Annotated in this window: 18 protein-coding genes and 1 pseudogene; 14 read left to right on the forward strand and 5 right to left on the reverse strand. The window is 70.3% G+C overall.

Annotation, left to right across the window (positions count from 1 at the left end):
- The first annotated feature begins 74 nt into the window (after nt 1-74).
- The 5 genes from recA to miaB all read left to right on the forward strand — a co-directional run bounded on the left by recA (nt 75) and on the right by miaB (nt 7,251).
- Nucleotides 75-2,228 carry an intein-containing recombinase RecA gene (gene recA / locus ACFFBG_RS02810; RefSeq protein WP_375475382.1) on the forward strand — a complete coding sequence of 718 codons (2,154 nt, stop codon included), beginning with the start codon at nt 75-77 and terminating at the stop codon, nt 2,226-2,228.
- A gap of 1 nt (nt 2,229) precedes the next feature.
- Nucleotides 2,230-2,886 carry a regulatory protein RecX gene (locus tag ACFFBG_RS02815; RefSeq protein ID WP_375475384.1) on the forward strand — a complete coding sequence of 219 codons (657 nt, stop codon included), beginning with the start codon at nt 2,230-2,232 and terminating at the stop codon, nt 2,884-2,886.
- 367 nt (nt 2,887-3,253) lie between these two features.
- Nucleotides 3,254-5,005 (forward strand): ribonuclease Y, encoded by a 1,752-nt coding sequence (gene rny / locus ACFFBG_RS02820; RefSeq protein ID WP_375475386.1) that lies wholly within the window; start codon nt 3,254-3,256, stop codon nt 5,003-5,005.
- Nucleotides 5,006-5,022: 17 nt separating this feature from the next.
- Nucleotides 5,023-5,766, forward strand: coding sequence for a neutral zinc metallopeptidase (locus tag ACFFBG_RS02825; protein ID WP_375475388.1), 744 nt, complete (start codon nt 5,023-5,025; stop codon nt 5,764-5,766).
- 33 nt (nt 5,767-5,799) lie between these two features.
- Complete coding sequence (gene miaB / locus ACFFBG_RS02830) at nt 5,800-7,251, forward strand: tRNA (N6-isopentenyl adenosine(37)-C2)-methylthiotransferase MiaB (protein WP_375475390.1); 1,452 nt, start codon at nt 5,800-5,802, stop codon at nt 7,249-7,251.
- Between the two features lie 70 nt (nt 7,252-7,321).
- Here the strand turns inward: miaB and ACFFBG_RS02835 are convergent, their stop codons facing one another.
- The gene (locus tag ACFFBG_RS02835) at nt 7,322-8,506 is read right to left on the reverse strand and encodes a DUF349 domain-containing protein (RefSeq protein ID WP_375475392.1); all 1,185 of its coding nucleotides are present in this window, start codon (nt 8,504-8,506) and stop codon (nt 7,322-7,324) included.
- Nucleotides 8,507-8,561: 55 nt separating this feature from the next.
- Here ACFFBG_RS02835 and miaA point away from each other — a divergent pair, with 55 nt between their 5' ends.
- The 5 genes from miaA (at nt 8,562) to ACFFBG_RS02860 (ending at nt 12,804) form a co-directional block, all read left to right on the forward strand.
- On the forward strand, nt 8,562-9,479 hold the full coding sequence (gene miaA / locus ACFFBG_RS02840; RefSeq protein WP_375475394.1) for a tRNA (adenosine(37)-N6)-dimethylallyltransferase MiaA: 918 nt from the start codon (nt 8,562-8,564) through the stop codon (nt 9,477-9,479).
- On the forward strand, nt 9,476-10,381 hold the full coding sequence (dapF, locus tag ACFFBG_RS02845) for a diaminopimelate epimerase (RefSeq protein ID WP_375475396.1): 906 nt from the start codon (nt 9,476-9,478) through the stop codon (nt 10,379-10,381). The genes miaA and dapF overlap by 4 nt, the downstream gene beginning before the upstream one ends.
- Before the next feature lie 32 nt (nt 10,382-10,413).
- Nucleotides 10,414-11,811 (forward strand): GTPase HflX, encoded by a 1,398-nt coding sequence (hflX, locus tag ACFFBG_RS02850; protein WP_375475398.1) that lies wholly within the window; start codon nt 10,414-10,416, stop codon nt 11,809-11,811.
- Nucleotides 11,812-11,912: 101 nt separating this feature from the next.
- Nucleotides 11,913-12,236: a Sec-independent protein translocase subunit TatA gene (gene tatA / locus ACFFBG_RS02855; protein WP_375475400.1), complete on the forward strand. Its 324-nt coding sequence runs from the start codon at nt 11,913-11,915 to the stop codon at nt 12,234-12,236.
- Between the two features lie 40 nt (nt 12,237-12,276).
- A complete protein-coding gene (locus ACFFBG_RS02860; protein ID WP_375476223.1) occupies nt 12,277-12,804 on the forward strand; it encodes a GNAT family N-acetyltransferase in 528 nt (175 codons plus the stop codon).
- Between the two features lie 49 nt (nt 12,805-12,853).
- Here ACFFBG_RS02860 and lexA read toward each other — a convergent pair whose 3' ends face one another.
- Nucleotides 12,854-13,525: a transcriptional repressor LexA gene (lexA, locus tag ACFFBG_RS02865; protein WP_375476225.1), complete on the reverse strand. Its 672-nt coding sequence runs from the start codon at nt 13,523-13,525 to the stop codon at nt 12,854-12,856.
- Nucleotides 13,526-13,898: 373 nt separating this feature from the next.
- Here lexA and ACFFBG_RS02870 point away from each other — a divergent pair, with 373 nt between their 5' ends.
- From ACFFBG_RS02870 to ACFFBG_RS02885, 4 genes and pseudogenes are all read left to right on the forward strand, one after another.
- Nucleotides 13,899-14,402, forward strand: a complete 504-nt coding sequence (locus tag ACFFBG_RS02870) for a LysM peptidoglycan-binding domain-containing protein (protein WP_375475402.1) — start codon at nt 13,899-13,901, stop codon at nt 14,400-14,402.
- 212 nt (nt 14,403-14,614) lie between these two features.
- The gene (gene nrdR / locus ACFFBG_RS02875; RefSeq protein WP_375475404.1) at nt 14,615-15,076 is read left to right on the forward strand and encodes a transcriptional regulator NrdR; all 462 of its coding nucleotides are present in this window, start codon (nt 14,615-14,617) and stop codon (nt 15,074-15,076) included.
- 373 nt (nt 15,077-15,449) lie between these two features.
- Nucleotides 15,450-15,704, forward strand: a pseudogene (locus ACFFBG_RS02880) (hypothetical protein); the annotation flags it as partial.
- 105 nt (nt 15,705-15,809) lie between these two features.
- On the forward strand, nt 15,810-19,385 hold the full coding sequence (locus ACFFBG_RS02885; protein WP_375476227.1) for a vitamin B12-dependent ribonucleotide reductase: 3,576 nt from the start codon (nt 15,810-15,812) through the stop codon (nt 19,383-19,385).
- A 153-nt stretch (nt 19,386-19,538) separates the two neighbouring features.
- Here the strand turns inward: ACFFBG_RS02885 and ACFFBG_RS02890 are convergent, their stop codons facing one another.
- From ACFFBG_RS02890 to ACFFBG_RS02900, 3 genes are all read right to left on the reverse strand, one after another.
- Nucleotides 19,539-20,246, reverse strand: a complete 708-nt coding sequence (locus tag ACFFBG_RS02890) for a class I SAM-dependent methyltransferase (RefSeq protein ID WP_375475406.1) — start codon at nt 20,244-20,246, stop codon at nt 19,539-19,541.
- 89 nt (nt 20,247-20,335) lie between these two features.
- A complete protein-coding gene (locus ACFFBG_RS02895) occupies nt 20,336-21,001 on the reverse strand; it encodes a response regulator (protein WP_375476229.1) in 666 nt (221 codons plus the stop codon).
- 68 nt (nt 21,002-21,069) lie between these two features.
- Nucleotides 21,070-22,884, reverse strand: a complete 1,815-nt coding sequence (locus ACFFBG_RS02900) for a histidine kinase (RefSeq protein WP_375475408.1) — start codon at nt 22,882-22,884, stop codon at nt 21,070-21,072.
- Nucleotides 22,885-22,992 lie beyond the last annotated feature (108 nt).

Here is a 22,992-nt window from a genome sequence, read left to right on the forward strand (position 1 = left end):
TTGTCAGAGCCAGTCCCTAGCGTCGAACCTGTCAGCTCATCCGTTCCACCAGCGCGATCCGAAAGGTGCCTGTCATGGCCTCCAGTTCCACCAGCTTCGACCGGGAAAAAGCCCTCGAGGTCGCCCTGGCGCAGATCGACAAGCAACACGGGAAGGGCTCGGTCATGCGCCTGGGCGACCGCACCGCCGTGCCGATGGAGGTCATCCCCACCGGCTCGATCGCGCTCGACGTGGCGCTCGGCATCGGCGGCCTGCCGCGCGGCCGGGTGATCGAGATATACGGACCGGAGTCGTCGGGAAAGACAACGGTGGCTTTACATGCGGTGGCCAACGCGCAGGCCGCCGGGGGAGTGGCGGCGTTCATCGACGCCGAGCACGCTTTGGACCCCGACTACGCCCACGCCCTCGGCGTCGACACCGACTCGCTGCTCGTCAGCCAGCCGGACACCGGCGAGCAGGCGCTCGAGATCGCGGACATGCTGATCCGCTCCGGCGCCCTCGATGTGATCGTGATCGACTCGGTTGCCGCGCTCGTGCCACGCGCCGAGATCGAGGGCGAGATGGGCGACAGCCACGTCGGCCTGCAGGCCCGATTGATGAGCCAGGCGCTACGCAAGATCACCGGCGCGCTCAGCAACTCCGGCACGACCGCGATCTTCATCAACCAGCTCCGCGAAAAAATTGGCGTCATGTTCGGCTGCTTCTCATTCGACACGAGAATCGTCCTGGCGGACGGCTCCACGGAGAAGATCGGAAAGATCGTCGACAACAAGCTGGACGTCGAGGTGCTGTCCTACGACCCGGAATCAGACTCGATGGTGCCGCGCAAGATCGTCAATTGGTTCGACAACGGAATTGCCGATCACTTCCTGCAATTCACGGTGGAGAAGTCGGGCGGGAACGGCCGCGCGCAATTCGCGGCCACTGCGAACCACCTCATCCGCACGCCGGGCGGCTGGCGACCAGCTGGCGAGCTAATGGCAGGCGAGCGAGTGATGGCCACCGAGACGCACCGCCTCAGCGCGCAGCAGTGGCAGGTCGTCCTCGGCTCGCTGCTCGGCGATGGCAACCTCTCGCCGAACCGGAAGGGCCGCAACGGCGTCCGATTCCGGCTGAGCCACGGCGCCAAGCAGCACGAATACCTTGACTGGAAGGTGTCGCTGCTCGACAACATCACATGCAGCCGCCGGACAGACGCGCGAGGTGCGGTATTCGCCGATTTCACCCCGCTCCCGGAGTTGGATGAGCTTCAGCGGGCGGTTTACCTCGGCGATGGCAAGAAGACGGTGAGTTGGGACTATCTGAAAGCGCTAACTCCGCTTGCGCTGGCCATCTGGTTCATGGACGACGGCACGCTCACGGTCCGTTCGAAGGGTCTGCAGACTCGTGCACAAGGCGGCAGCGGGCAAGTCGAGATCTGTGTTGAAGCTTTTACCGAGGGATCACAGCAGCGGGTTGCCGAGTATCTACAAGACACCCACGGGTTGGATGTCAAGATCAGGCGGGCCGGGGCGCGACAGGGAGCGGTCCTTCAGTTCTCGACTGAATCTTCCCGACGTTTCCTTGACCTGGTTGCCCCTTATATCCACCCCTCGATGGACTACAAGCTGCTGCCCGGCCTTCGTGGGCGGTGCACGGTTCAGCCGGACTGGGTGGATGCCGTCGAGCGGCCGGTGCCGGCGAGAATTCTCGATATCCACGTCAAGCCGCGCACCAGGTCGATGCACCGCTTCGACATCGAGGTTGAAGGCAACCACAACTACCTGGTCGACGGGGTGATGGTGCACAACAGCCCGGAGACCACGACCGGCGGCAAGGCGCTGAAGTTCTACGCCTCGATTCGGCTTGACGTGCGGCGCATCGAGACGCTGAAGGACGGCACCGAAGCGGTCGGCAACCGCACCCGCGTCAAGGTCGTGAAGAACAAGGTCGCGCCGCCCTTCAAGCAGGCGGAGTTCGACATCGTCTACGGCGAGGGCATCAGCCGTGAAGGCTCGCTCATCGACGTCGGCGTCGAGCAAGGGCTGATCCGCAAGTCCGGCGCTTGGTACACCTACGAGTCGGACCAGCTCGGGCAGGGCAAGGAGAACGTGCGCACCTTCCTGCGTGACAACCCCGACCTCGCCGACGAGATCGAGAAGCGGATCAAGGAGAAGCTCGGCATCGGCCCACGGCTGGACGAGGCCGGCGCGCCGATCGAGCCGCTGCCGGCGCCGGTCGACTTCTGACGTGCCCCGCGCACTCCGGGCGGCGCTCGCCGCCGGTGAGTACGGCGCACGCCCGGCCGACTCCCGCGACGCGCGCGGCGCCGACCCGGACGTGCAGCGCGACGGCCCCGAGGTGCCTGGCGATCCCGAGCAGCCGCTCGGCGATCCGGAGTCGGTGGCGCGTGCGATCTGCCTGCGCCTGCTTACCCAGCGGGCGCGGAGCCGGGCTGAGTTGGCGGGCGCCCTCGAGCGACGCGGTGTGCCGGCCGAGTCCGCCGCTCGGGTGCTCGACCGGTTCACCGAGGTCGGTCTGATCGACGATCTCGAATTGGCCCAGACACTGGCAGGCGCCCAGCACCGAGAGCGTGGCCTGGCTCGCCGCGCGGTGGCCGCGAAACTCCGCCAGCGCGGCCTCGACGCCGACGCCATCGACCGGGGCCTGGCCGGCATCGACGCCGAGAGCGAACGCAGGCGCGCCGAGCAGCTCGTCGACCGCAAGCTCGTCGCGCTCGCCGGATTACCGACCCCTGTCCAGCAACGGAGGCTGGTCGGCCTGCTCGCCCGCAAGGGCTATCCGTCGTCGCTCGCTTACGAGGTGGTCCGGCAGGCGCTGTCGAGTCGGGCCGAGCCGGCTGCGGACCCGCGCGACGAGCTCGAACTGCCAGCCGACGACCTCTGACGGGAGGTCGCTCGGCTGGTTTGGCGAGACGCTCCAGCCGTCGGCAACACGGGATGGCGGCCGCCTGCCGTCGCCCCAATCGCACCGAGGCGTCGGCTCGTCCCCTTGCGTTGTGCGTCTGGCGTTCATACTGTCGATAAACACCAGAATGCATGTGAGCACTTGACGCGCCCCCCGGCTGCGTCCGAGGTTGATATCCCGGTCCGAGCTTGAGAGGAGAACCGCCACACACGGTGCGCTGATCGCACCGCTTTTGCTCTGGAGAACTAACATCGACCGCGACATCGCGGCCGAGTCACTGCACCTCGATCGTGTTCATTGCCTTCTGGTTCGCGCTGGTTCGCGCGCATCGACGTCAGGAGGCACTGTGCACGGGGTCTGGTACGCCGCAGTCGGTGCGATCTTCATACTCGGTCTACTCTTCGTCGGAGCATATGCCCGACGCTCGACGCCGTCGAAGCACGCGGCTGGTGCGACAATAGCAGCGGAGTCAGACAACAGAGACGCCGACGCCGATCAGCGTCGTAGTGCCGCGTTAGCCGAAGCTGCCGCTGTCCGCGCCGCGGCGAAGACCGAGGCCGACGGGGTGCGCCGCGCCGCCGAGGCCGAAGCCGCCGCCGCCCGCGCAGCCGCCCGGACCACCGCCGACGCCGCCCGAGCCGATGTCGAGGCCAGCCTGGCCCGCGCCCGTGCGCAGGCCGAGACGATCCTCGCGGCAGCCCAGCGCGCCGGTGAGGACCAGGTCGCCAAGCTCACCGAGGAATTGGCGCGCCAGCAGGCCGCGCACCTCGCCAGGGTCGCCCGGCTCGACGAGGCTGAGGCGCGCTTGGACGCGCGCGACAACCGGATGTCCGCCCGCGCGGCCGAGCTGTCCGCGCTGGCCAGCGACCTCGCCGCCAGCAAGACGGACCTGGACGACCGCACCCGCCAGATCCAGGGAGAGCTTGCCGCCCTCGACCGCGCGCGCGTCGAGCATCAGCGCGAACTCGAGCGCGTCGCCGGGCTCTCCGTCGAGCAGGCGAAGGCGGAGCTGCTGGCCGGCGTCGAAGCCAACGCCCGCCGTGATGCCGCCGTCCTCGTCCGCACCATCGAGAACGACGCCCGCGCCGAAGGCACCGGCCGCGCCCGAGCGATCGTCGCCGACGCCGTGCAGCGCGTGGCGAGCGCCCAGACGACCGAGACGGTTGTCAGCGTGCTGCACTTGCCGGCCGACGACATGAAGGGCCGGATCATCGGCCGGGAGGGGCGCAACATCCGCGCCTTCGAGGCGGTGACCGGCGTCAACGTGCTCATCGATGACACGCCGGAAGCGGTGCTGCTGTCCTGCTTCGACCCGGTGCGCCGCGAGATCGGCCGGCTTACCCTCGACAAGCTGGTGACCGATGGACGCATCCATCCGCACCGCATCGAAGAGGCGTATGAGCAGAGCGTCGCCGAGGTCGACGAGCTGTGCCTGCGCGCAGCGCGCGACGCGATCGCCGACGTCGGGGTCGGGGCGATCGACGAGCGGCTCATGCCGACGCTCGGCCGGTTGCGTTACCGCACCAGCTACGGCCAGAACGTGCTTGCCCACTTGGTCGAGACCGCGCACATCGCCGGTGTGATGGCCGCCGAACTGGGCGTCGAGCCGACCCTCGTCAAGCGCAGCGCCTTCCTGCACGACATCGGCAAGGCACTCACCCACGAGGTCGAGGGCAGCCACGCGATCGTCGGCGCCGAGCTGTTGCGCAAGTACGGCGAGGACGAGGCCGTGGCGCACGCAGTCGAGGCGCATCACAACGAGGTCCAGCCGCGCACGATCGAGGCTGTCCTGACGCAGGCGTCGGACACCTGCTCGGCCGCCCGGCCGGGCGCGCGTCGTGAGTCGGTGGAGTCCTACGTCAAACGTCTCTCTCGGATCGAGGAAATCGCGAGTTCCCGGCCGGGAGTCGACAAGGTGTTCGCGATGCAGTCCGGCCGCGAGGTCCGGGTGATGGTCGAGCCCAGTACCGTCGACGATCTCGCGTCGTCGGTGCTGGCCCGCGAGATCGCCAAGCAGATCGAGGACGAGCTCACGTATCCCGGCCAGATCCGGGTCACCGTCGTCCGCGAGTCGCGCAGCACCGAGATCGCGCACTGAGCCGCCGCGGCCGGGCGATGCCAGTCGTCGCTGCGGCGTTGACCGTCGTCGCCGCGGCGCTGCTCGCCGGCTGCACGACGAGCGCCAGCGCCCCCAAACACAGCGACAGCGCAGCGGCGGCCACGGCTGCCGCGGGCACGAGGACCCCGGCCGCAGGCGCCCCGCTGTGCCCCGGGCAGACGCAGACGGCCGCGCTGACCGCCTGTCTGCGAGACGCGCTGGCCGCCTTCTGGACCGCAGAGCTGAGCACATCGGTCAGTGAGCCGGTGCGCATCGCGGCCCGGCCCGCCACCGTGCCGGTGCCCTGCCGGCCCGGGCTGGCGGCCGCGCCGGCGTTCACCTGTCGCAGCGACCTCTCGCTCTACCTGAACAAGGGCATGCTGGCGGCCATCGCCCGAGACGTCCCGGCCGGCCAGCGGATGTACGCGTTCGCGTCGGTGCAGGCGCACGAGATCGGCCACGTGCTGCAGTACCGGCTGCGCCAGCCGCAGATAGAGCACGCCGAGCCGACCGCGGCGCAGACCCGCTACGTGGAGCAGCAGGCCGACTGCCTTTCCGGCGTCTGGGCCTTCCACGCCGTCCGCGAACATCGGGGCTTCAGCGCGGGGACGTTCCTCGCCACCGCCGAACGCCTGCTGACGGCGCTCGGCAGCGGCACCGAGGTGGCGACCCACGGGACGCCCGCGCAACGCGTCGCCGCCATCCGGCGCGGCCTGGCCACCGGCCGGCCGGGGTCCTGCGGCCTGACCACGTTTCGCTGACGGCGCTCGCGCGGCACGTATCCTCGAGCCGTCATGAGCCGCACCTACGAGATCCGCACCTACGGGTGCCAGATGAACGTGCACGACTCCGAGCGGCTGGCCGGTTTGCTGGAGCGGGCGGGCTACGAGCGAGCCGCCGACCGCGGCGGCGCGCCGGCCGACCTCGTCGTCTTCAACACCTGCGCGGTCCGCGAGAACGCGGACAACCGGCTCTACGGCAACCTCGGACACCTCTACCCGGCCAGGGCCGCCAACCCCGACATGCAGATCGCGGTCGGCGGCTGCCTCGCGCAGAAGGACCGCGGCCGGGTGATCGAGAAGGCGCCGTGGGTGGACGTCGTGTTCGGCACGCACAACCTGGCGGCGCTGCCGGTGCTGCTGGAACGTGCCCGGCACAACCGCGCGGCCCAGGTCGAGATCGTCGACGCGCTGCAGAACTTCCCGTCCGACCTGCCGAGCCGGCGCGAGTCCGCGCACAGCGCCTGGGTGTCGATCGCGGTCGGCTGCGACAACACCTGCTCGTTCTGCATCGTGCCGAGCCTGCGCGGCGAGCAGATCGACCGCCGGCCCGGCGACGTGCTGGCCGAGATCCGCGCGCTTGTCGACTCCGGCGTGGTCGAGGTGACGCTGCTCGGGCAGAACGTCAACTCCTACGGCCGGTCCTTCGGCGACCGGCTGGCCTTCGGCAAGCTGCTGCGCGCGTGCGGTGAGATCGACGGTCTCGCGCGGGTGCGCTTCACCAGCCCGCATCCGCGCGATTTCACCGAGGACGTCATCGCCGCGATGGCGCAGACGCCGAACGTCATGCCGCACCTGCACATGCCGATGCAGTCCGGCTCGGACGCGGTGCTCAAGGCGATGCGCCGCTCGTACCGGCGTCAGCGCTACCTGGCGATCATCGACCAGGTTCGTGCCGCCATCCCGGTCGCCGCGATCACCACCGACATCATCGTCGGCTTCCCCGGCGAGACGGACGCCGATTTCGGGCAGACGCTGGACGCCGTGCGCGCCGCCCGGTTCGCCAGCGCCTTCACGTTCCAGTACTCGAAGCGGCCAGGCACGCCGGCCGCGGACCTGCCCGGCCAGGTGCCGAAGGCCGTCGTGCAGGAGCGCTACGAGCGGCTGATCGCGCTGCAGGAAGAGGTCTCCTGGGCCGAGGCCAAGCAGCTCGTCGGCCGCGAGGTCGAGGTGCTGGTCAGCACGGGCGACGGCCGCAAGGACGGCTCGACCGGCCGGGTCTCCGGCCGGGCGCGCGACGGCCGGCTCGTGCATGTCGCCGCGCCCGAGGCCGGCCCCGGCGACCTGGTGACCGCCCGGGTGACGCACGCCGCGCCGCACCACCTCGTGGCCGACGCCGGCGTGCGCGTCAACCGCCCCTGGCGCGGCGCCGGGCCGGCCACGGCGCCGGCCACATTGCCGATTGCGACGCGCTCCGCCGCCGGATCGAAGCCGCTGCTCACGATCGGCCGCGCGCCGACGCCCTGATCCGCCCCCTGCCAGCCTTGTCCTCGCGTCGGCGGCCCAGAGGCCCCCGAAGCGCGGACAAGTTGAGAAATCAGTCCGGCAACAGGGCCTTGCGCTGGGCGACCTCGGCCTCGGCCTTGGCGATCCGCGCGGCGTCGCCGCTCGCCCTCGCCCGGTCAAGCTTCGCCTCGGCCTCCCGCAGCCGGTCCTGCAGCGCGGCCAGGAACGGATTCGACGCCGCGCTGGCCTGGCGCCAACCCGCGTCGACCGCGTCGCGCACCCGCTGCTCGGCGGCGCGCATCTGGTCGTCGAGGCGGCGCATCGAGTCGCGTGGCACGTGGCCGATCTCGTCGAACTCGCCCTGCAGCTCGCGCAGCGCCGACTGCGCGGCCTTGGGGTCGCGCAGATCAAGCCGCTCCGCGCGGGCGATGAGGTCTTCCTTTTTCTTCTGATTCGTCACCTGCTCGGCGTCGCGCGAGCTGAACACCTCCGAGCGCCGGGCGAAGAACGCGTCCTGCGCCGCCCGGAACCTCGTCCACAGCGCGTCCTCGACGTCGCGGGCCGCCCGGCCGGCGGCCTTCCACTCGGCCATCAGGTCGCGCATCGCCGTTGCGGTCTCTTTCCAGTCGGACGACTTCGACAGCTCTTCGGCCCGCGCGATCAGCCGCTCTTTGGCCTGCTTCGCGCCGTCCCGCTCCGTGTCCAGCTGGGCGAAATGCTGCCCTCGGCGCCGGCCAAAAGCGTCGCGGGCTGCGGCGAACCGCTTCCACATCGCGTCGTCGGTCTTGCGGTCGACGCCCTTGATCAGCTTCCACTCGTCGACGATCGCCCGTAGCCGGTCGCCGGAGACCTTCCACGACGTGCCGGCTTCGGCGATCTTCTCGGCTTCGGCGACGAGCCCCTCCTTGGCCGCAATGGCCTCGGCGCGCGCTTGTTCGCGGGCGGCCGCCGCCTCGCCGGCCTTCGCCTCGGCGGCGCCGAGCAGCGCGTCCAGTCGGGTTTCGAGCGCGCTGAGATCGCCGATGACCGCGACGGTGGCGAGCCGCTCCTTGATCGAGTTCGCCTGGTTTCGGGTGCTGGCCGGGTCGCCCGCGCCGGACTCCAACCGGCGCTCGAGCAGCTTCACCTCGGCGGCCAGGTCGTCGTAGCGGACGGTGTAGAAGCGCAGGCCCGCCTCGGCGTCGCCGGCCTGCCAGGAGCCGATGACCCGCTCGCCGTCGGCTGTCGTGACGTAGACCGTCCCGTCCTCGTCGATCCGCCCCCAGTCCGAGCCCATCGCTGCATTAGACACGATTGGTCGGGCGCGGCCCACAAGCGTCTAACCTCGCGACGTGATCACCGCGGCTGACGGCGTGCTGGCCGTGGTCGGGCCGACGGCGACCGGCAAGTCCGAGCTCGCGGTGGCGCTGGCAAAGCGATTGGACGGCCAGATCGTCAACGCCGATTCGATGCAGCTGTATCGCGGCATGGACATCGGCACCGCGAAGCTGCCGCCCGCCGAGCGCGGCGGGATCGAGCACCACTTGCTCGACATCTGGCCGATTGCGAAATCGGCCGCGGTCGCGGAGTACCAGGCGCTGGCCCGGCTCGCGATCGCCGCGATCCACGAGCGCGGCCGGCTGCCGATCCTCGTCGGCGGCTCCGGGTTGTATTTGCGCGGCGCGCTCGACCGCCTCGAGTTCCCCGGCGAGTCGCCGCAGATCCGCGCTCGGCTCTACCGCGAACTCGACGAGCACGGCCCGCAGCCGCTGCACGACCGGCTGGCCGAGCGCGACCCGCTCGCCGCCGCGGCCATCCTGGCGAGCAACGGCCGGCGCATCGTCCGCGCGCTGGAGGTCATCGAGCTCACCGGCGCGCCGTTCACCGCCCGGATGCCCGGCTTCGACTCGATCTACGACCTGGTTCAGGTGGGCTTGGACCGCGCCGATCTGGACGAGCGCGTCGAGCAACGCGTCACGCGGATGATGCGGTCCGGCCTGCTGGACGAGATCCGCGGTCTGCTGCCCCACGGGCTGCGGGCGAGCCCCACCGCCGGCAAGGCGCTCGGCTACGCCCAGCTGCTCGGCTGCCTCGACGACGACGGGCAGGTGGTCGGCGACCTCGACGAGGCGGTCGAGCAGACCGTCCGCGCGACCCGCCGTTTCGCGCGCCGGCAGCGGTCCTGGTTCCGCCGAGACCCGCGGATCCAGTGGCTCGACGCCGCGCGTGCAGACCTCGAGTCGGCCGCGCTGGCTACCCTGAGCGGATGAAGTTGGTGAAGGGGCACGGGACGGAGAACGACTTCCTCGTGCTGCCCGACCTCGACGGCGCGGTGCGGCTCACCGACGAGCTCGTCCGCGCGCTGTGCGACCGGCACGCCGGGCTCGGCGCGGACGGCGTGTTGCGGGTCGTTCGGTGCGAGAACGACCCGGACGGCAAGGAGTTCGCCGCCGACGCCGAGTTCTTCATGGACTACCGCAACGCCGACGGCAGCGTCGCCGAGATGTGCGGCAACGGAATTCGGGTGTTCTACGCATATCTTTCTCGCGCGGGCCTCGTTGAACAGTATGCGGCGGTGGCGACTCGCGGCGGGACCCGACGCGTGCGCGCCCTCGGAGCCGGAGACTTTTCGGTTGCTATGGGTGTGCCCCGGATCCTTGCCGACCGGCCGATCGCCACCGCCGCGCCCCACTCCCCGGGGCGCGGCGCCGTCGTGCTCATGCCGAACCCACACGTCGTCGTGCCGCTGCCCGACCTCGCGACGCTCGCCGCGCTCGACCTCACCCGCGCCCCGGTCGTCGAGCCGCCGCGGCCCACGGGACAGAACGTCGAATTCGTCGTCCGCACCGGTCCGCGCGCCATCCAGATGCGCGTCCACGAGCGCGGGGTGGGCGAAACGCGCAGCTGCGGCACCGGCATCTGCGCTGCCGCCGTCGCCACCGCCGCGACTGATGGCGTCGGCGCCGACGGTCGTCCCTGGCGCGTCGAGGTCCCCGGCGGCGTCTGCGAGGTGGTCTGGCACCCGGACGGCGAAGTCGAGCTGATCGGTCCAGCCGTGCTCGTCGCCGACCTCGAGGTGGACGACGACTGGCTGCGCCGACGCACGCCGAGCCGACGCACGCCGAGATCGCCGTCGGCTGAGCCGCTGCCGCTTTCGGCAATGGCGCCGTAATCGTCTCTGCGGCGCGTGTCACGATGGATTCGATGACCGACACCCATGAGTCCGAGTACTTCGATTCCGCCGACCTCGCCGACCGTCAGGCCCTGCGCCGAGTGGCCGGGCTGTCGACCGAACTCGTCGACGTCACCGAGGTCGAGTACCGGCAGCTGCGCCTCGAGCGCGTCGTGCTGGTCGGCGTCTGGACGTCCGGCACGCTGACCGAGGCGGAGAACTCGCTGGTCGAGCTCGGCCGGCTCGCCGAGACCGCGGGCTCGGTCGTGCTGGACGGGGTGATCCAGCGTCGCCCCAAACCCGACCCGGCCACCTACATCGGTTCCGGCAAGGCCAAGGAGCTGCGCGACATCGTGCTGACGCATGGCGCGGACACGGTCATCTGCGACGGCGAGCTGGCGCCCGGCCAGCTGCGCCAGCTGGAGAACGTCACCAAGGTGAAGGTGGTCGACCGCACCGCGCTGATTCTCGACATCTTCGCCCAGCACGCCCGCAGCAAGGAGGGCAAGGCGCAGGTCGAGCTGGCGCAGATGCAGTACCTGTTGCCGCGGCTGCGCGGCTGGGGCGAGTCGCTGTCCCGGCAGGTCGGCGGCCGGGCGGCCGGGGGTCTGGGCATCGGCGGCCGCGGTCCGGGCGAGACGAAGATCGAGATCGACCGCCGGCGAATCAACTCGCGAATGGCGAAGCTGCGCCGCGAGCTCGCCGGCATGAAGACCGCCCGCGACGTCAAGCGCTCGCGGCGGACCCTGCGCGAGGTGCCGGCTGTGGCGCTCGCCGGCTACACCAACGCCGGCAAGTCCTCGCTGCTCAACCGGCTGACCGACGCCGGCGTCCTCGTCGAGAACGCCCTGTTCGCGACCCTCGACCCGACCGTCCGGCGCGCCGAGACCGGCGACGGCCGGCTGTACACCCTCGCCGACACCGTCGGGTTCGTCCGGCACCTGCCGACACAGCTCATCGAGGCGTTCCGCTCCACCCTGGAGGAGGTCGGCGACGCCGATCTGATCTTGCACGTCGTGGACGCCTCCGACGCCGATCCCGAGTCGCAGATCCGCGCGGTGCGCGAGGTGCTGGCCGAGATCGACGCGCTCGGCGTGCCCGAGCAGCTGGTTTTCAACAAGATCGACAAGGCGACGCCGGAGACGATGCTGCGACTGCGAGCGTTGGCGCCGGACGGGCTTTTCGTCTCCGCGCACACCGGCCGCGGCCTGGCCGAGCTGCGCGCGCGGATCGACCAGCGGCTGCCGCGAGGGGACATTGAGGTCACCGCGCTCGTGCCCTACGACCGCGGCGACCTGGTGGCGCAGGCGCACGAGCGGGCCGAGGTGCTGCAGACCGAGCACACCGGCGCCGGGACGTTGCTGCACGCCCGGGTGGACGCCGCGCTGGCCGAGGCGCTGCGGCCGTTCACCGACGCCGGCGTTGGCTGAGCAGCCAGCTGCTCGCACCCGCCCGCACCGGGCCCTGGCGTAGCCTGGGGCCAACACTGTTTTGCGGCAGGCGTTGGCGGCGGCGATAGGAGAACCGAGCGATGGGTGGTTGGGACGCTCCCTGGCACTGGGTCATTCTCGCGATCGTGGTGATCGCGCTGTTCGGATACAAGAAGCTGCCGGACGCCTCGCGCTCCCTCGGCCGTTCGTTGCGCATCTTCAAGACCGAGATCAAGGGCATGAGCGAGGACGACAAGGCCCGGGCCGCGGCGAAGGACAAGCCGGCCGGCGGCGATGTCCCGGCCGAGGCTCCTGCGCCGCGGGTGCGCGAGTTGCCGCGCGCTGAGGTCGTCCGCAACGAGGCGCCGCGCCCGCGCCCGCAACCCGGCGCGTCGGCCTCGACGGCGACGGATACCGACCGCTGACCGGTCGCCGGTCGGCTCCTGGTTTGCCGGCATCGTCGTGATTGCCGGTGGCGTCGTCCGCGACGCCGTCGTCGCTGACGCCGAGGCTTGCGCCGCTATCTACGCCCCCTACGTCGCCGAGACGGCCATTAGCTTTGAACTCGAGCCGCCCACACCGAGTCAGCTGGCGCAGCGCATCGCGGCCGCCCAACGCACGCACGCGTGGCTGGTGCTCGATGCCGACGGCGTTGTGAATGGGTATGCCTACGCCGGCCCCTACAAGGAGCGCGCGGCATATCGCTGGTCATGCGAGGTGAGCGTGTACGTGGACCTGAACCGGCGTCGGGCCGGCGCGGGTCGAGCCCTCTACGAGGCGCTGTTCGAGCGGCTGGCCCAGCGTGGGTACCGAACCGCGATCGCCGGCATGACGCTACCGAACCCGGCCAGCGAGGGCCTGCACCGGGCGGTCGGCTTTGAACCTGTCGGCGTTTACCGCGGCGTCGGCTACAAGCACGGCCGGTGGCACGACGTCGCCCGGCTGCAACGTCCCCTCGAAGACCTCGATGACCCGCCACCCGAGCCGCGCTGAGACGACTGTCCACAGTGATCGACGATCGCTGAGCTGGCCGCGCCAACGCTCAAATGCGGCGCAGCACCGTCACGACCTTGCCCAGGACGGTTGCTTCGTCGCCGTCGATGGGGGAGTAGGCCGGGTTGTGCGGCATCAGCCAGACGTGGCTGTCCCGACGCTGCAAAGTCTTCACCGTCGCTTCGCCGTCGATCATCGCGGCCACGATCTCGCCGTTGTCCGCCGTCGGCTGCTGCCGGACGACGACCCAGTCGCCGTCGGCGATCGCCGCGTCGATCATCGAGTCGCCGCTGACCTTGAGCAGGAACAGCGTGCCGTCGCCGACGAGCGCTCGCGGCAGCGGAAAGAAGTCCTCGACCATCTGCTCGGCGAGAATGGGGCCGCCGGCGGCGATCCGGCCAACCACGGGCACGAACACCGGCTTTTCCCCGCGCGGGGCGTTGTTGGTGAGAGCCACTGCGCGCCGCGCTGCCTTGCCCCGGCCGGCGCCAGTCTCGCCGGCGCGCACATCCACGGCTCGGGGTCGGTTGGGGTCACGGCGCAGGAAGCCCTTGCGCTCGAGCATCGCCAGCTGATGGGCGACGCTCGAGGTGGACGCCAGCCCCGCGGCCTCGCAGATCTCGCGGATGCTCGGCGGGTAGCCGCGAGTTTCGACTGACTCGCGAATGACGTCGAGGATCGCCTGCTGCCGGCGGGTGAGACCGGTGACCGGGTCGGGCATCTCGGTGACCTTCGGCCGGCCGGGCCCGCGCCGTTCGACGCCGGGCGCATCGGACCGCTCGGCGGCTGTGTCGGGGGCATTGTCGGCGCGCGCCGACTTCGGCGGCCGCCCGCTCGACGACGCGGCCGTGCCTGCCGCGCTCTTGCTCGTGGAGTCCTTCGGCACTGCCATTCCTCTCGCCGGCGACCAGGTGTTTCGAACGCAATGACGGTAACGCCGACACCGCGCGAACTCAAACATCTGTTCGAACGACACGCCGCGGATGTCGCGTCGTCGCCGATGTTTCGCGACGCGGTGGTTTTTGTCAGACCCCGCTGGTAGACATTCGCTCAAGTGTTCGTTCGAATGGATGTTCGATCAGTAGGAGGATGTCATGTCCGTCGCCACGGAGTTCAGCACCGAGTTCGCAGATTCGTTCGCGGCGCCGCGCGCGGAACCCGCCCGCGCGCCGCGGCTGCGCGCCGTGCCCGACCTCGCGCCGTCGGGGCGGGGCGTTCCGGCGGGGCGGCCGGCCCCGGTCGGGCTGCCTGCTCCGGCCGGGCGGGGGTCGATCGCCGTCCTGCATCGGCCGAGCGCGCCGGACCTGGCTGCGCCGCTTCGGCTGACCCGGCGCGGCGTCGTGGTGATCGCGGCGCTGGTGCTGGCCGCCGGCGCGGCGGTGCTGTGGCTTGCGGCGCGCTCGGCAGCCGGCGACGGCGCCGCGGCCCCGTCGCCGGCGGTGCACCGGGTGGTCGTGCAGTCCGGCGACACGCTGTGGTCGATCGCCTCCCGCGTCGCGCCGCAGCGCGATCCGCGCGCGGAAGTGGCAGACCTGGAGAAGGCGAACCACCTGGCGAACGTCGACCTCGTGCCCGGCCAGGCGCTGCGGGTTCCGTAAACAGCGTTTTCGCCGCGCCGCGCCGCGCCGCGCGCCGCGCTTGCGGAAATATGTGCGCGCCTCTACGTTCACCCCTACATCTAGTAGTTACACTGGTGTTGTTCGTCCACAAGTTGGGTTTGGTCGTCCACAGTCGGGCGGTCTGGTCCACACCGCGGTCCCCAGGTTGTCGACAGGACCGTCCACAGCACGAGAGTCGAAAGGAGTCGTCGGTGCGCTGTCCTTACTGCCGATTCGCCGATTCCCGCGTCGTCGACTCCCGCGAGCAGGACGAGGGCCAGGTCATCCGCCGCCGGCGCGCGTGCCCCGAATGCGGCCGCCGGTTCACCACCGTCGAAGAGGCGACGCTCGCGGTCATCAAGCGCAGCGGGGTCACCGAGCCGTTCAGCCGCGCGAAGGTGGTCAGCGGCGTGCGGCGGGCGTGCCAGGGCCGGCCGGTGGACGAAGACCAGCTGGCCAAGCTCGCGCAGGCGGTCGAGGACGCCGTGCGCGCCACTGGCGCCGCGGAGGTGCCGAGCGACGAGGTCGGCCTGGCCATCCTCGGGCCGCTGCGCGCGCTCGACGAGGTCGCCTACCTGCGCTTCGCGTCGGTCTATCAGGCGTTCAGCTCGATCGAGGACTTCGAGAAGGCGATCGTCGACCTGCGGGCCGAACACCGCTCGCAGGCCCCCTAGCCGCCGCTCAGGCTCGCCGCGTGCGCTGGGTTCCGACTCGAACAACGACATACGCGCCGCCACCGACCTTCGCAGTACCGCAGCACCCACTCACATCGCCCCAAAATCACTTCGCCCCCGAAGCAACTCCGGCAGAACCGCCGCAGGAAGGAACTCTCCGCTCATGACCGAGGCCGACGTCTCTTCATCATCCGAATCCGCGTCCCCCGAGTCCGCCCAGGCGCCCAACGGCGCCCGCTCGCGGTTCAAGGCGCGCAAGGGCGCTCAGCCGGACAGCCTGTTCCGGGCCGACGGCCTGCAGGTCGAGCGCGTCTACACGACCCCGGGTGTCCACCCCTACGACGAGGTGACCTGGGAGCGCCGGGACGTCGTGATGACGAACTGGCGCGACGGCTCGATCAACTTCGAGCAGCGCGGCGTCGAGTTCCCGGACTTCTGGTCGGTCAACGCGGCGAACATCGTTACCACCAAGTACTTCCGCGGCGCGGTCGGCACCGATGTGCGCGAGTGGTCGCTGCGCCAGCTGATCGGCCGCGTCGTCACGAAGTACCGGGCGGCAGGGGAGGAGCACGGCTACTTCGCCTCCGGCGCGGACGCCGAGGTGTTCGAGCACGAGCTGACCTGGATGCTGCTGCACCAGGTGTTCAGCTTCAACTCGCCGGTGTGGTTCAACGTCGGCACCACCTCGCCTCAGCAGGTGAGCGCGTGCTTCATCCTTGCCGTCGACGACACGATGGACTCGATCCTGAACTGGTATCGGGAAGAGGGCTTGATCTTCAAGGGCGGCTCGGGCGCGGGGCTGAACCTGTCGCGGATCCGGTCGTCGAAGGAGCTGCTCTCCTCCGGCGGCACCGCCTCCGGACCGGTCAGCTTCATGCGCGGCGCCGACGCCTCCGCCGGCACCATCAAGTCCGGCGGCGCCACCCGGCGTGCGGCCAAGATGGTCGTGCTCGACATCGACCACCCCGACATCGAGGAGTTCGTGTCCACCAAGGCCCGCGAAGAGGACAAGATCCGTGTCCTGCGCGACGCCGGGTTCGACATGGACCTTGGCGGTTCGGACATCACGTCGGTTCAGTACCAGAACGCCAACAACTCGGTGCGAGTCACCGACGAGTTCATGCGCGCCGTCGACGAGGACGCCCAGTTCGGCCTGCGGGCGCGCAGCACCGGCGAGGTGATCGAGTCGGTCGGCGCGAAGGAGCTGTTCCGCAAGGTGGCGAAGGCGGCGTGGGAGTGCGCCGACCCAGGCATCCAGTACGACGACACGATCAACGACTGGCACACCAACCCGGAGACGGGCCGGATCACCGCGTCGAACCCTTGCTTTCCGGCGGATCAGCGGGTCGTTACCGACAAGGGACTGATTCGCATCGGCGACCTTGTGGGGCGCGCGGTCGAAGGCGAGGTCTTCGACGTCTACACCAACGACGTCACCTCCGAGGACGAGCCGTTCGACCGAGTCATAAGCACTGCGCCTACGCGGTACATGGTCACAGGGACGAAGGAGATCCTGGAGCTGCGCTTCACCGACGGCTCGCGTCTGCGCTGCACGCCAAACCACCGGGTGTGGACGGCGAACCGCGGATGGGTGCGCGCCGAGCACCTCGAAGACGACGATCGGGTCGTTCGTTCGTTTCAGTACGCGGCGCGGACCATGGCCGGTGAGCAATTGCCGGCAGCCGCCCTCGCTCGTGCCCGTGCGGCGAGTGGCCGGGCCATTCCGTTGCTCGAGAAGTGGGACGCCGATTTCGCGCATTACCTCGGGTGGTTGGTCGGTGACGGTTGCCTGACTGCCGATGGCGCGACCACCGTTTACGGATCGCTCAGCGAGCAGGGCGACATCATGTCCCGGCACGCCGAGGTGCTCGCGAAGCTGACTGGCGTGACCCGCAGACCGAGCCGTCAAGCCAACGGCACCGTTCAGCTGCGAGCGATGCATACCCAACTTCGCGAGCTGCTTGCCGGCCTCGGCGTGAGTTCCCAGCGTTCGGCGGCCAAGTCAGTTCCGGACGCAGTGTTCGAGGCGCCTGAAGGTGCTCTCGTCGCTTTCCTGCGTGGGTTGTTCGACGCCGATGGGTGCGCCGTCAACCAGGTCGAGAAGGGCACTCGCTACGTCGGTTTGGGCAGCCGATCCGAGGAGTTGCTTGTCGGGGTGCAGCAGTTGTTGGCAAGCCTCGGCATTCGGGCCCGGATCTACCGCACGGGTGTCAAGCAGCAGTCGTTCACTTATCAGCGGGTCGATGGCTCGACCACGTCCTACGCCAGCGACGGTCCGAGCTTTGACCTGCGCATCAGTGGACGGCATATCGCCACCTACGCTGCGTTGATCGGGTTCGATCACGCGGAGAAGATCGCACGGCTGGACACGTTGCTCCAGGAGCACAGCTTCTACGACGTCGACGAGTCGACCCGCCTCGCCTCACGCCGCAGCGTCGGTTTCGAGACCACGTACAACCTCACCGAGCCGCGCAACCACTCTTACATCGTGTCTGGCGTCGTCGTGGCGAACTGCTCGGAGTACATGAGCCTGGACAACACCTCGTGCAACCTGGCGTCGCTGAACCTGCTGAAGTTCCTTGGTCCCAAGAACAGCTTCGACTCGGCGAAGTTCGTGAAGGCTGTCGAGCTGATCATCACCGCGATGGACATCTCGATCTGCTTCGCCGACTTCCCGACCGAGGCCATCGGCGTGAACACCCGAGCCTACCGCCAGCTCGGCATCGGCTTCGCCAATCTCGGCGCGCTGCTGATGGCGTCGGGTCTCGCCTACGACTCCGACGGCGGCCGCGCGATGGCGGCGGCGATCACGTCGTTGATGACCGGCGTCGCGTATCGCCGCTCGGCCGAGCTCGCCGGTGTCGTCGGCCCGTACGAGGGCTTCGCGCGAAACGCCAAGGCGCACGCGCGGGTCATGCGCAAGCACGCCGCCGCCAACGACACCGTGCGCTGGTCGGAGGACTCCGACCGCTCGGTGCTGGCCGTCGCCACCGAGGAGTGGGCGAAGGGCAACAAGATCGGCGAGGTGAACGGCTGGCGCAACGCGCAAGCGTCGGTTCTCGCGCCGACCGGAACAATCGGCTTGATGATGGACTGCGACACGACCGGCGTGGAGCCCGACCTCGCGTTGGTCAAGTTCAAGAAGCTCGTCGGCGGCGGCTCGATGCAGATCGTCAATCAGACGGTGCCGCGAGCGCTGCGTGCGCTCGGGTACCAGGAAGAGCAGGTCGAGGCGATCGTCGAGTACATCGCCGAGCACGGGCACGTCATCGACGCGCCGGGCCTGCGTCAAGAGCACTACGAGGTGTTCGACTGCGCGATGGGCAACCGCACCATCAAGCCGATGGGCCACGTGCGGATGATGGCGGCGGTCCAGCCGTTCCTGTCCGGCGCCATCTCCAAGACGGTGAATCTGCCTGAGACGGCCACCATCGAGGACATCGAGGACGTGTACTTCCAAGGCTGGAAGCTCGGTCTCAAGGCGTTGGCCGTGTACCGCGACAACTGCAAGGTCGGCCAGCCGCTGTCCGCGGGCAAGGAGGCCAAGAAGGACGAGCAGGCCGAATCTTCAGCGGCGCCTGCGCCAGTCACCGTCGTCGAGCACAGACCGGTGCGCAAGCGGCTGCCGAAGTCGCGGCCGTCGCGCACCACGTCGTTCTCGGTGGGCGGCGCCGAGGGCTACATGACCGCCGGCTCCTATCCGGACGACGGCCTGGGCGAGGTGTTTCTCAAGCTGGGCAAGCAGGGCTCGACGCTGGCCGGCGTGATGGACGCCTTCTCGATCGCGATCTCGATCGCGCTGCAGCATGGCGTGCCGTTGGAGACCTACGTCCAGAAGTTCACCAACATGCGCTTCGAGCCCGCCGGCCTGACCGACGACCCGGACATCCGGATGGCGCAGTCGGTGATGGACTACATCTTCCGTCGGCTGGCGCTGGACTCGTTGTCGTTCGACGAACGTGCCGCGCTCGGCATCTACACCGCTGCCGAGCGGACCCGCCAGCTCGAGACCGGGTCGTACTCGCCAATGGAGGAGCAGCAGGGCGATCTCGACCTGGAGTCGCTCGCGCAGTCGGCGCCGATAACGCCGGCTGCGGGCTCGCAGGCGGGGTCGCTCACGGACGACGAGGTGGTGGCCGAGACCGCTGCGCCGGCGCCGTCCGGGGTGCGCAGCTCGACCGAGCTGCTCGAGTCGCTGACGGGCAGTTCCGCCGACGCGCCGCTGTGCATGAACTGCGGCACGAAGATGCGTCCCGCCGGCAGCTGCTTCGTGTGCGAGGGATGCGGCAGCACCAGCGGCTGCAGCTGAGCCGCATCGACCTGTCCGCGGGGGACGGGTCGATTCAGCCGGGAGGGTGAGTGCGGGCCGGGTGCGTCGAGCGCCCGGCCCGTCCGGCGAGATGATCTCGGCCGAGGCATCGGATTGTTGGTGTTTCCGCCGAGATCATCTCGCCGGTTGCGTTCAACGCAGTCGGCGCGCGCGCAGGACCAGGTCTTCGGCGTGGTGCGCGCCGGCGCCGCTGTCCGGTGTCGTTCGCGGCCGCTGCTCGTCCAACTCGACGTCCCAGTCGTCGTCGAGCAGCGCGGCGACCATCGCCGGCCACACGTAGTCCGCCGGGTCGAAGCCGTCGTCGTGCGGCTGATGGGCGTCCATGCCCGCATGGTGCACGAGCAGCAGCACTCCGCCCGGCGCGACGGCCGCGAGCAGGGCCCGCTCGGCCGCGGCGTCGGCGGTGCGCAGCAGCGCCGGGTACTGCGCGGACACGAGGTCGAAGGACGCTGGCGGCAGCGCCGCGTCCGCCAGTTCGGCATGCACCCAGCGAACGGCGACGCCGGCGTCGCGCGCGTGCCGGGCCGCCCGCGAAAGCGCCACGCCCGACACCTCGAGCGCAGTCACGTCCCAGCCTCGGCGAGCCAGCCAGACGGCGTCCGCGCCCTCGCCGCAGCCCACGTCGAGCACCCGTCCAGGCGTCAGCCCGGCGACCTCGGCCACGAGCGCGCCATTGGGCTGGCCGCTCCACAGCCGTTCTTGCTCGGCATACCGCTTGTCCCAAGCCGTGCGCACCGCGGAATCCCCGACGTATCTGTCGATTGCCGGGCCTGCCGGGCCAGGGCCGAAATCGGTCGAGCTGTGCACGAAGTCATCAGTCACCACAACACCGTCGCCCATCGGCGCCGGTGTCGCCACCCATTGGGATGAGAAAGCACCTGGCCCGCGAAGGTTGCTTGAGCATTGTCGTCCAGGACTCGGGTCGCCGGTCAGCTGTCGGCGACGCGGACGACGCCCGACTCGTAGGCCACGATGACGGCCTGCACGCGGTCACGTGCGCCGAGCTTGTCGAGCACGCGCGAGACATGAGTTTTGATTGTCTCGACGCCAAGTGTCAGATGCCGCGCGATCTCGGCGTTGGACAGCCCGCCGGCGACGAGGGTGAGGACTTCAAGTTCGCGCGGAGTCAGTCGGTCGAGACCTTGCGCCGCTGTTCGCCGGCCGGTGTCGACGAACTGCTCGATCAGCCTGCGGGTGAGTTCGGGGGCGAGCAGCTGCTCACCACGCGCGACCGCGTGGATCGCGCCGATCAGCTGGACGCTGGGCATGTCCTTGAGCAGGAACCCGCTCGCGCCGGCGACGAGGGCGTCGTACACGATCTCAGACTGGCTGAAGGTGGTGAGCACGGCGACGCGCGGTCGCGGCATCGGCCCGGCCAGGATGCGCCGGGTGGCCTCGATGCCGTCGACGACGGGCATCTGCACGTCCATGAGCACGACGTCCGGACGCAATCGCGCGGCTTCGGCGACAGCGTCCGCGCCGTTCACGGCCTCGCCGATCACCTGCAGTCCGGCTGCGGCGTTGATGATCATCTGTAGGCCGGTGCGCACCAACTGTTGGTCGTCCGCGATGAGCACCGTCGTCGGCTCGGTCAGCTCGGGAGGCTCGGTCACGCCGGCAGGCTCGGTCACGCCGGCAGGCTCGGTCACGCCAGCGGGCTCGGTCACGCCGGTAGCCGGGCCAGGATCTCGAAGCCGCGCCCGGACGGCCCGGCGTGCAGCTCGCCGCGCAGCGCCTCGACGCGCTCGCGCATGCCGCGCAATCCCGAGCCTGAGCCAGTGACCGCGACGACCGGCACGCTCGACGTGTCGGGACCGCTATCGATGATCCGCACTTCGAGCAGGTCGCCGGCGAAGTCGAGAACCACCTGCACGCTCGACCCGCCCGCGTACCGGGCGGCGTTGGTCAACGCCTCCTGCACCACCCGGTACGCGACGCGCGCAACGCCGTCGGCCACCGGTCGCGACTGCCCGGTCACAGCGATATCGACGCGCAGCCCGAGCACGCGTCCGATCCCGGCCAGCACGTCGAGCGCGGCGCCGTCCAGCGGGGTCTCCGCCCGCGAGGTCTCGGCCAGCGAGGTCTCGGCCAGCGAGGTCTCGGCCACGCGGGCCAGGCCGCTCAACGACTCGCCGAGCTGGGCGAGCGTGCCGTTAGCGACCGCGACGACCGCGTCCAGAGCGGCTCGAGCCTGCCCGGGATCGCGGCTCCACCACGCCCGCGCGGCGCCCGACTGCAGACACACCACCGTCAACGCGTGGGCGCCGACGTCATGCAGGTCGCGGGCGAGTTCAGCGCGCTGCTCGGCGGCCGCGAGGTGCGCCTCGGCCTCGCGCGTGCGGTCCAGCTCGTCGGCGATGCCGCGCAGCTCCTGCGCCCGCACTTCGGCGGACTTCGCGAGACGTCCTCCTGCCCAGGCCAACACCCCCATGACCAGACCCGGGGCAAACCCGCCCAGCGCTCGGTGCGCCGCGGGCGTCGCCAGCGTGATCAGCGCGACGCCCGCGACCAGGACGGCGATGCCGACGCACGCGATCCGCCGGGTGGCCGCGAGACCGACGAGGAAAGGCGTGAGCAACCCCGGCAGCAGCCAGCTCACCGTCGGCGGCAAGGGCGACAGGAAGGCCGTCTGGACAATGGCGGCGGCGAGGAGGAGGACGACGCCCGGCAGCTCTCGCCGGCGCACCAGCACCAACGCGCCGCCCTGCGCGAGTGACAGCACCGCGTTCGCCGCCGCCGGGCCGTGATGGCCGGGCAGCGCCGTCTCGACGGCGAGGGGCACGGCGGCGACGACGAGCGCGACATCGATCAGATCAAACCGTCGACGTGGTCGGGGCGGGGGATCGGCCGAGACAGCAACCGGGACCGAACCAGGCTCGCGCGATTGGGGAGACCGCACGTGGTGCAGCACGCCGAGGACTTCGCGGAGTTCGCCGAGCGCCTCGCGCGCGGTTTGTTCGACGGCCGCCAACCGGTCGGGCACCCGGTCGGGTTCAGATGCCGCCAGCTCGTCGGCGGTCCTGGCGTCGAGGACGACGCGGCGCAGCCGTCCGGCGAGGCTCAGGTCGACGCGGCGCTCCACCCGGTCGCGTTCCCGGGCGCGCGCCACGCGCACCGCGACGCCCCGCCGGATCTCCAGTGCGCGCCGACGCTCCTGCAACTCGGCGACTTGCCGGTTGCGGCTGCCGATCAGCCAGCCGACCAGCGCAGGGGCGAGCACGACGACCGAGTAGAAGACCCCGTCGCTGGCCAACGTGAACCTCGTCGGCTCGAGAACCTGATCAGCGACCGACAACAGCGCTGCTGAGACCGCTCCCGCGACGGCGAGCGGCAGCAGCGGCGCGCGCAGGCCGCTCGCAAGGGACAGCGCCGCGACGACGACCACCGCCGGCGCGCCGCCGGCGAGTCCGCCGCCGGCCAGCGCGTCGATCCAGAGCGCGGCGCAGACGGCCACCAGCGCCGGAAGCAGCCACCGCACGCAACGCAGCTTAAGGCGCGCGGCCGCGGCTCGCGTCCCCCGCACGGGGGATCGAAAATAGCGCAGGGGCGTGACGACACGGACCGCCCCGGCAACCCAGGCTGGTGC

Origin of the sequence: uncultured Jatrophihabitans sp. (assembly GCF_964251945.1) — a bacterium.
In the GTDB taxonomy this organism is placed as follows: Bacteria; Actinomycetota; Actinomycetes; order Mycobacteriales; family Jatrophihabitantaceae; genus Jatrophihabitans.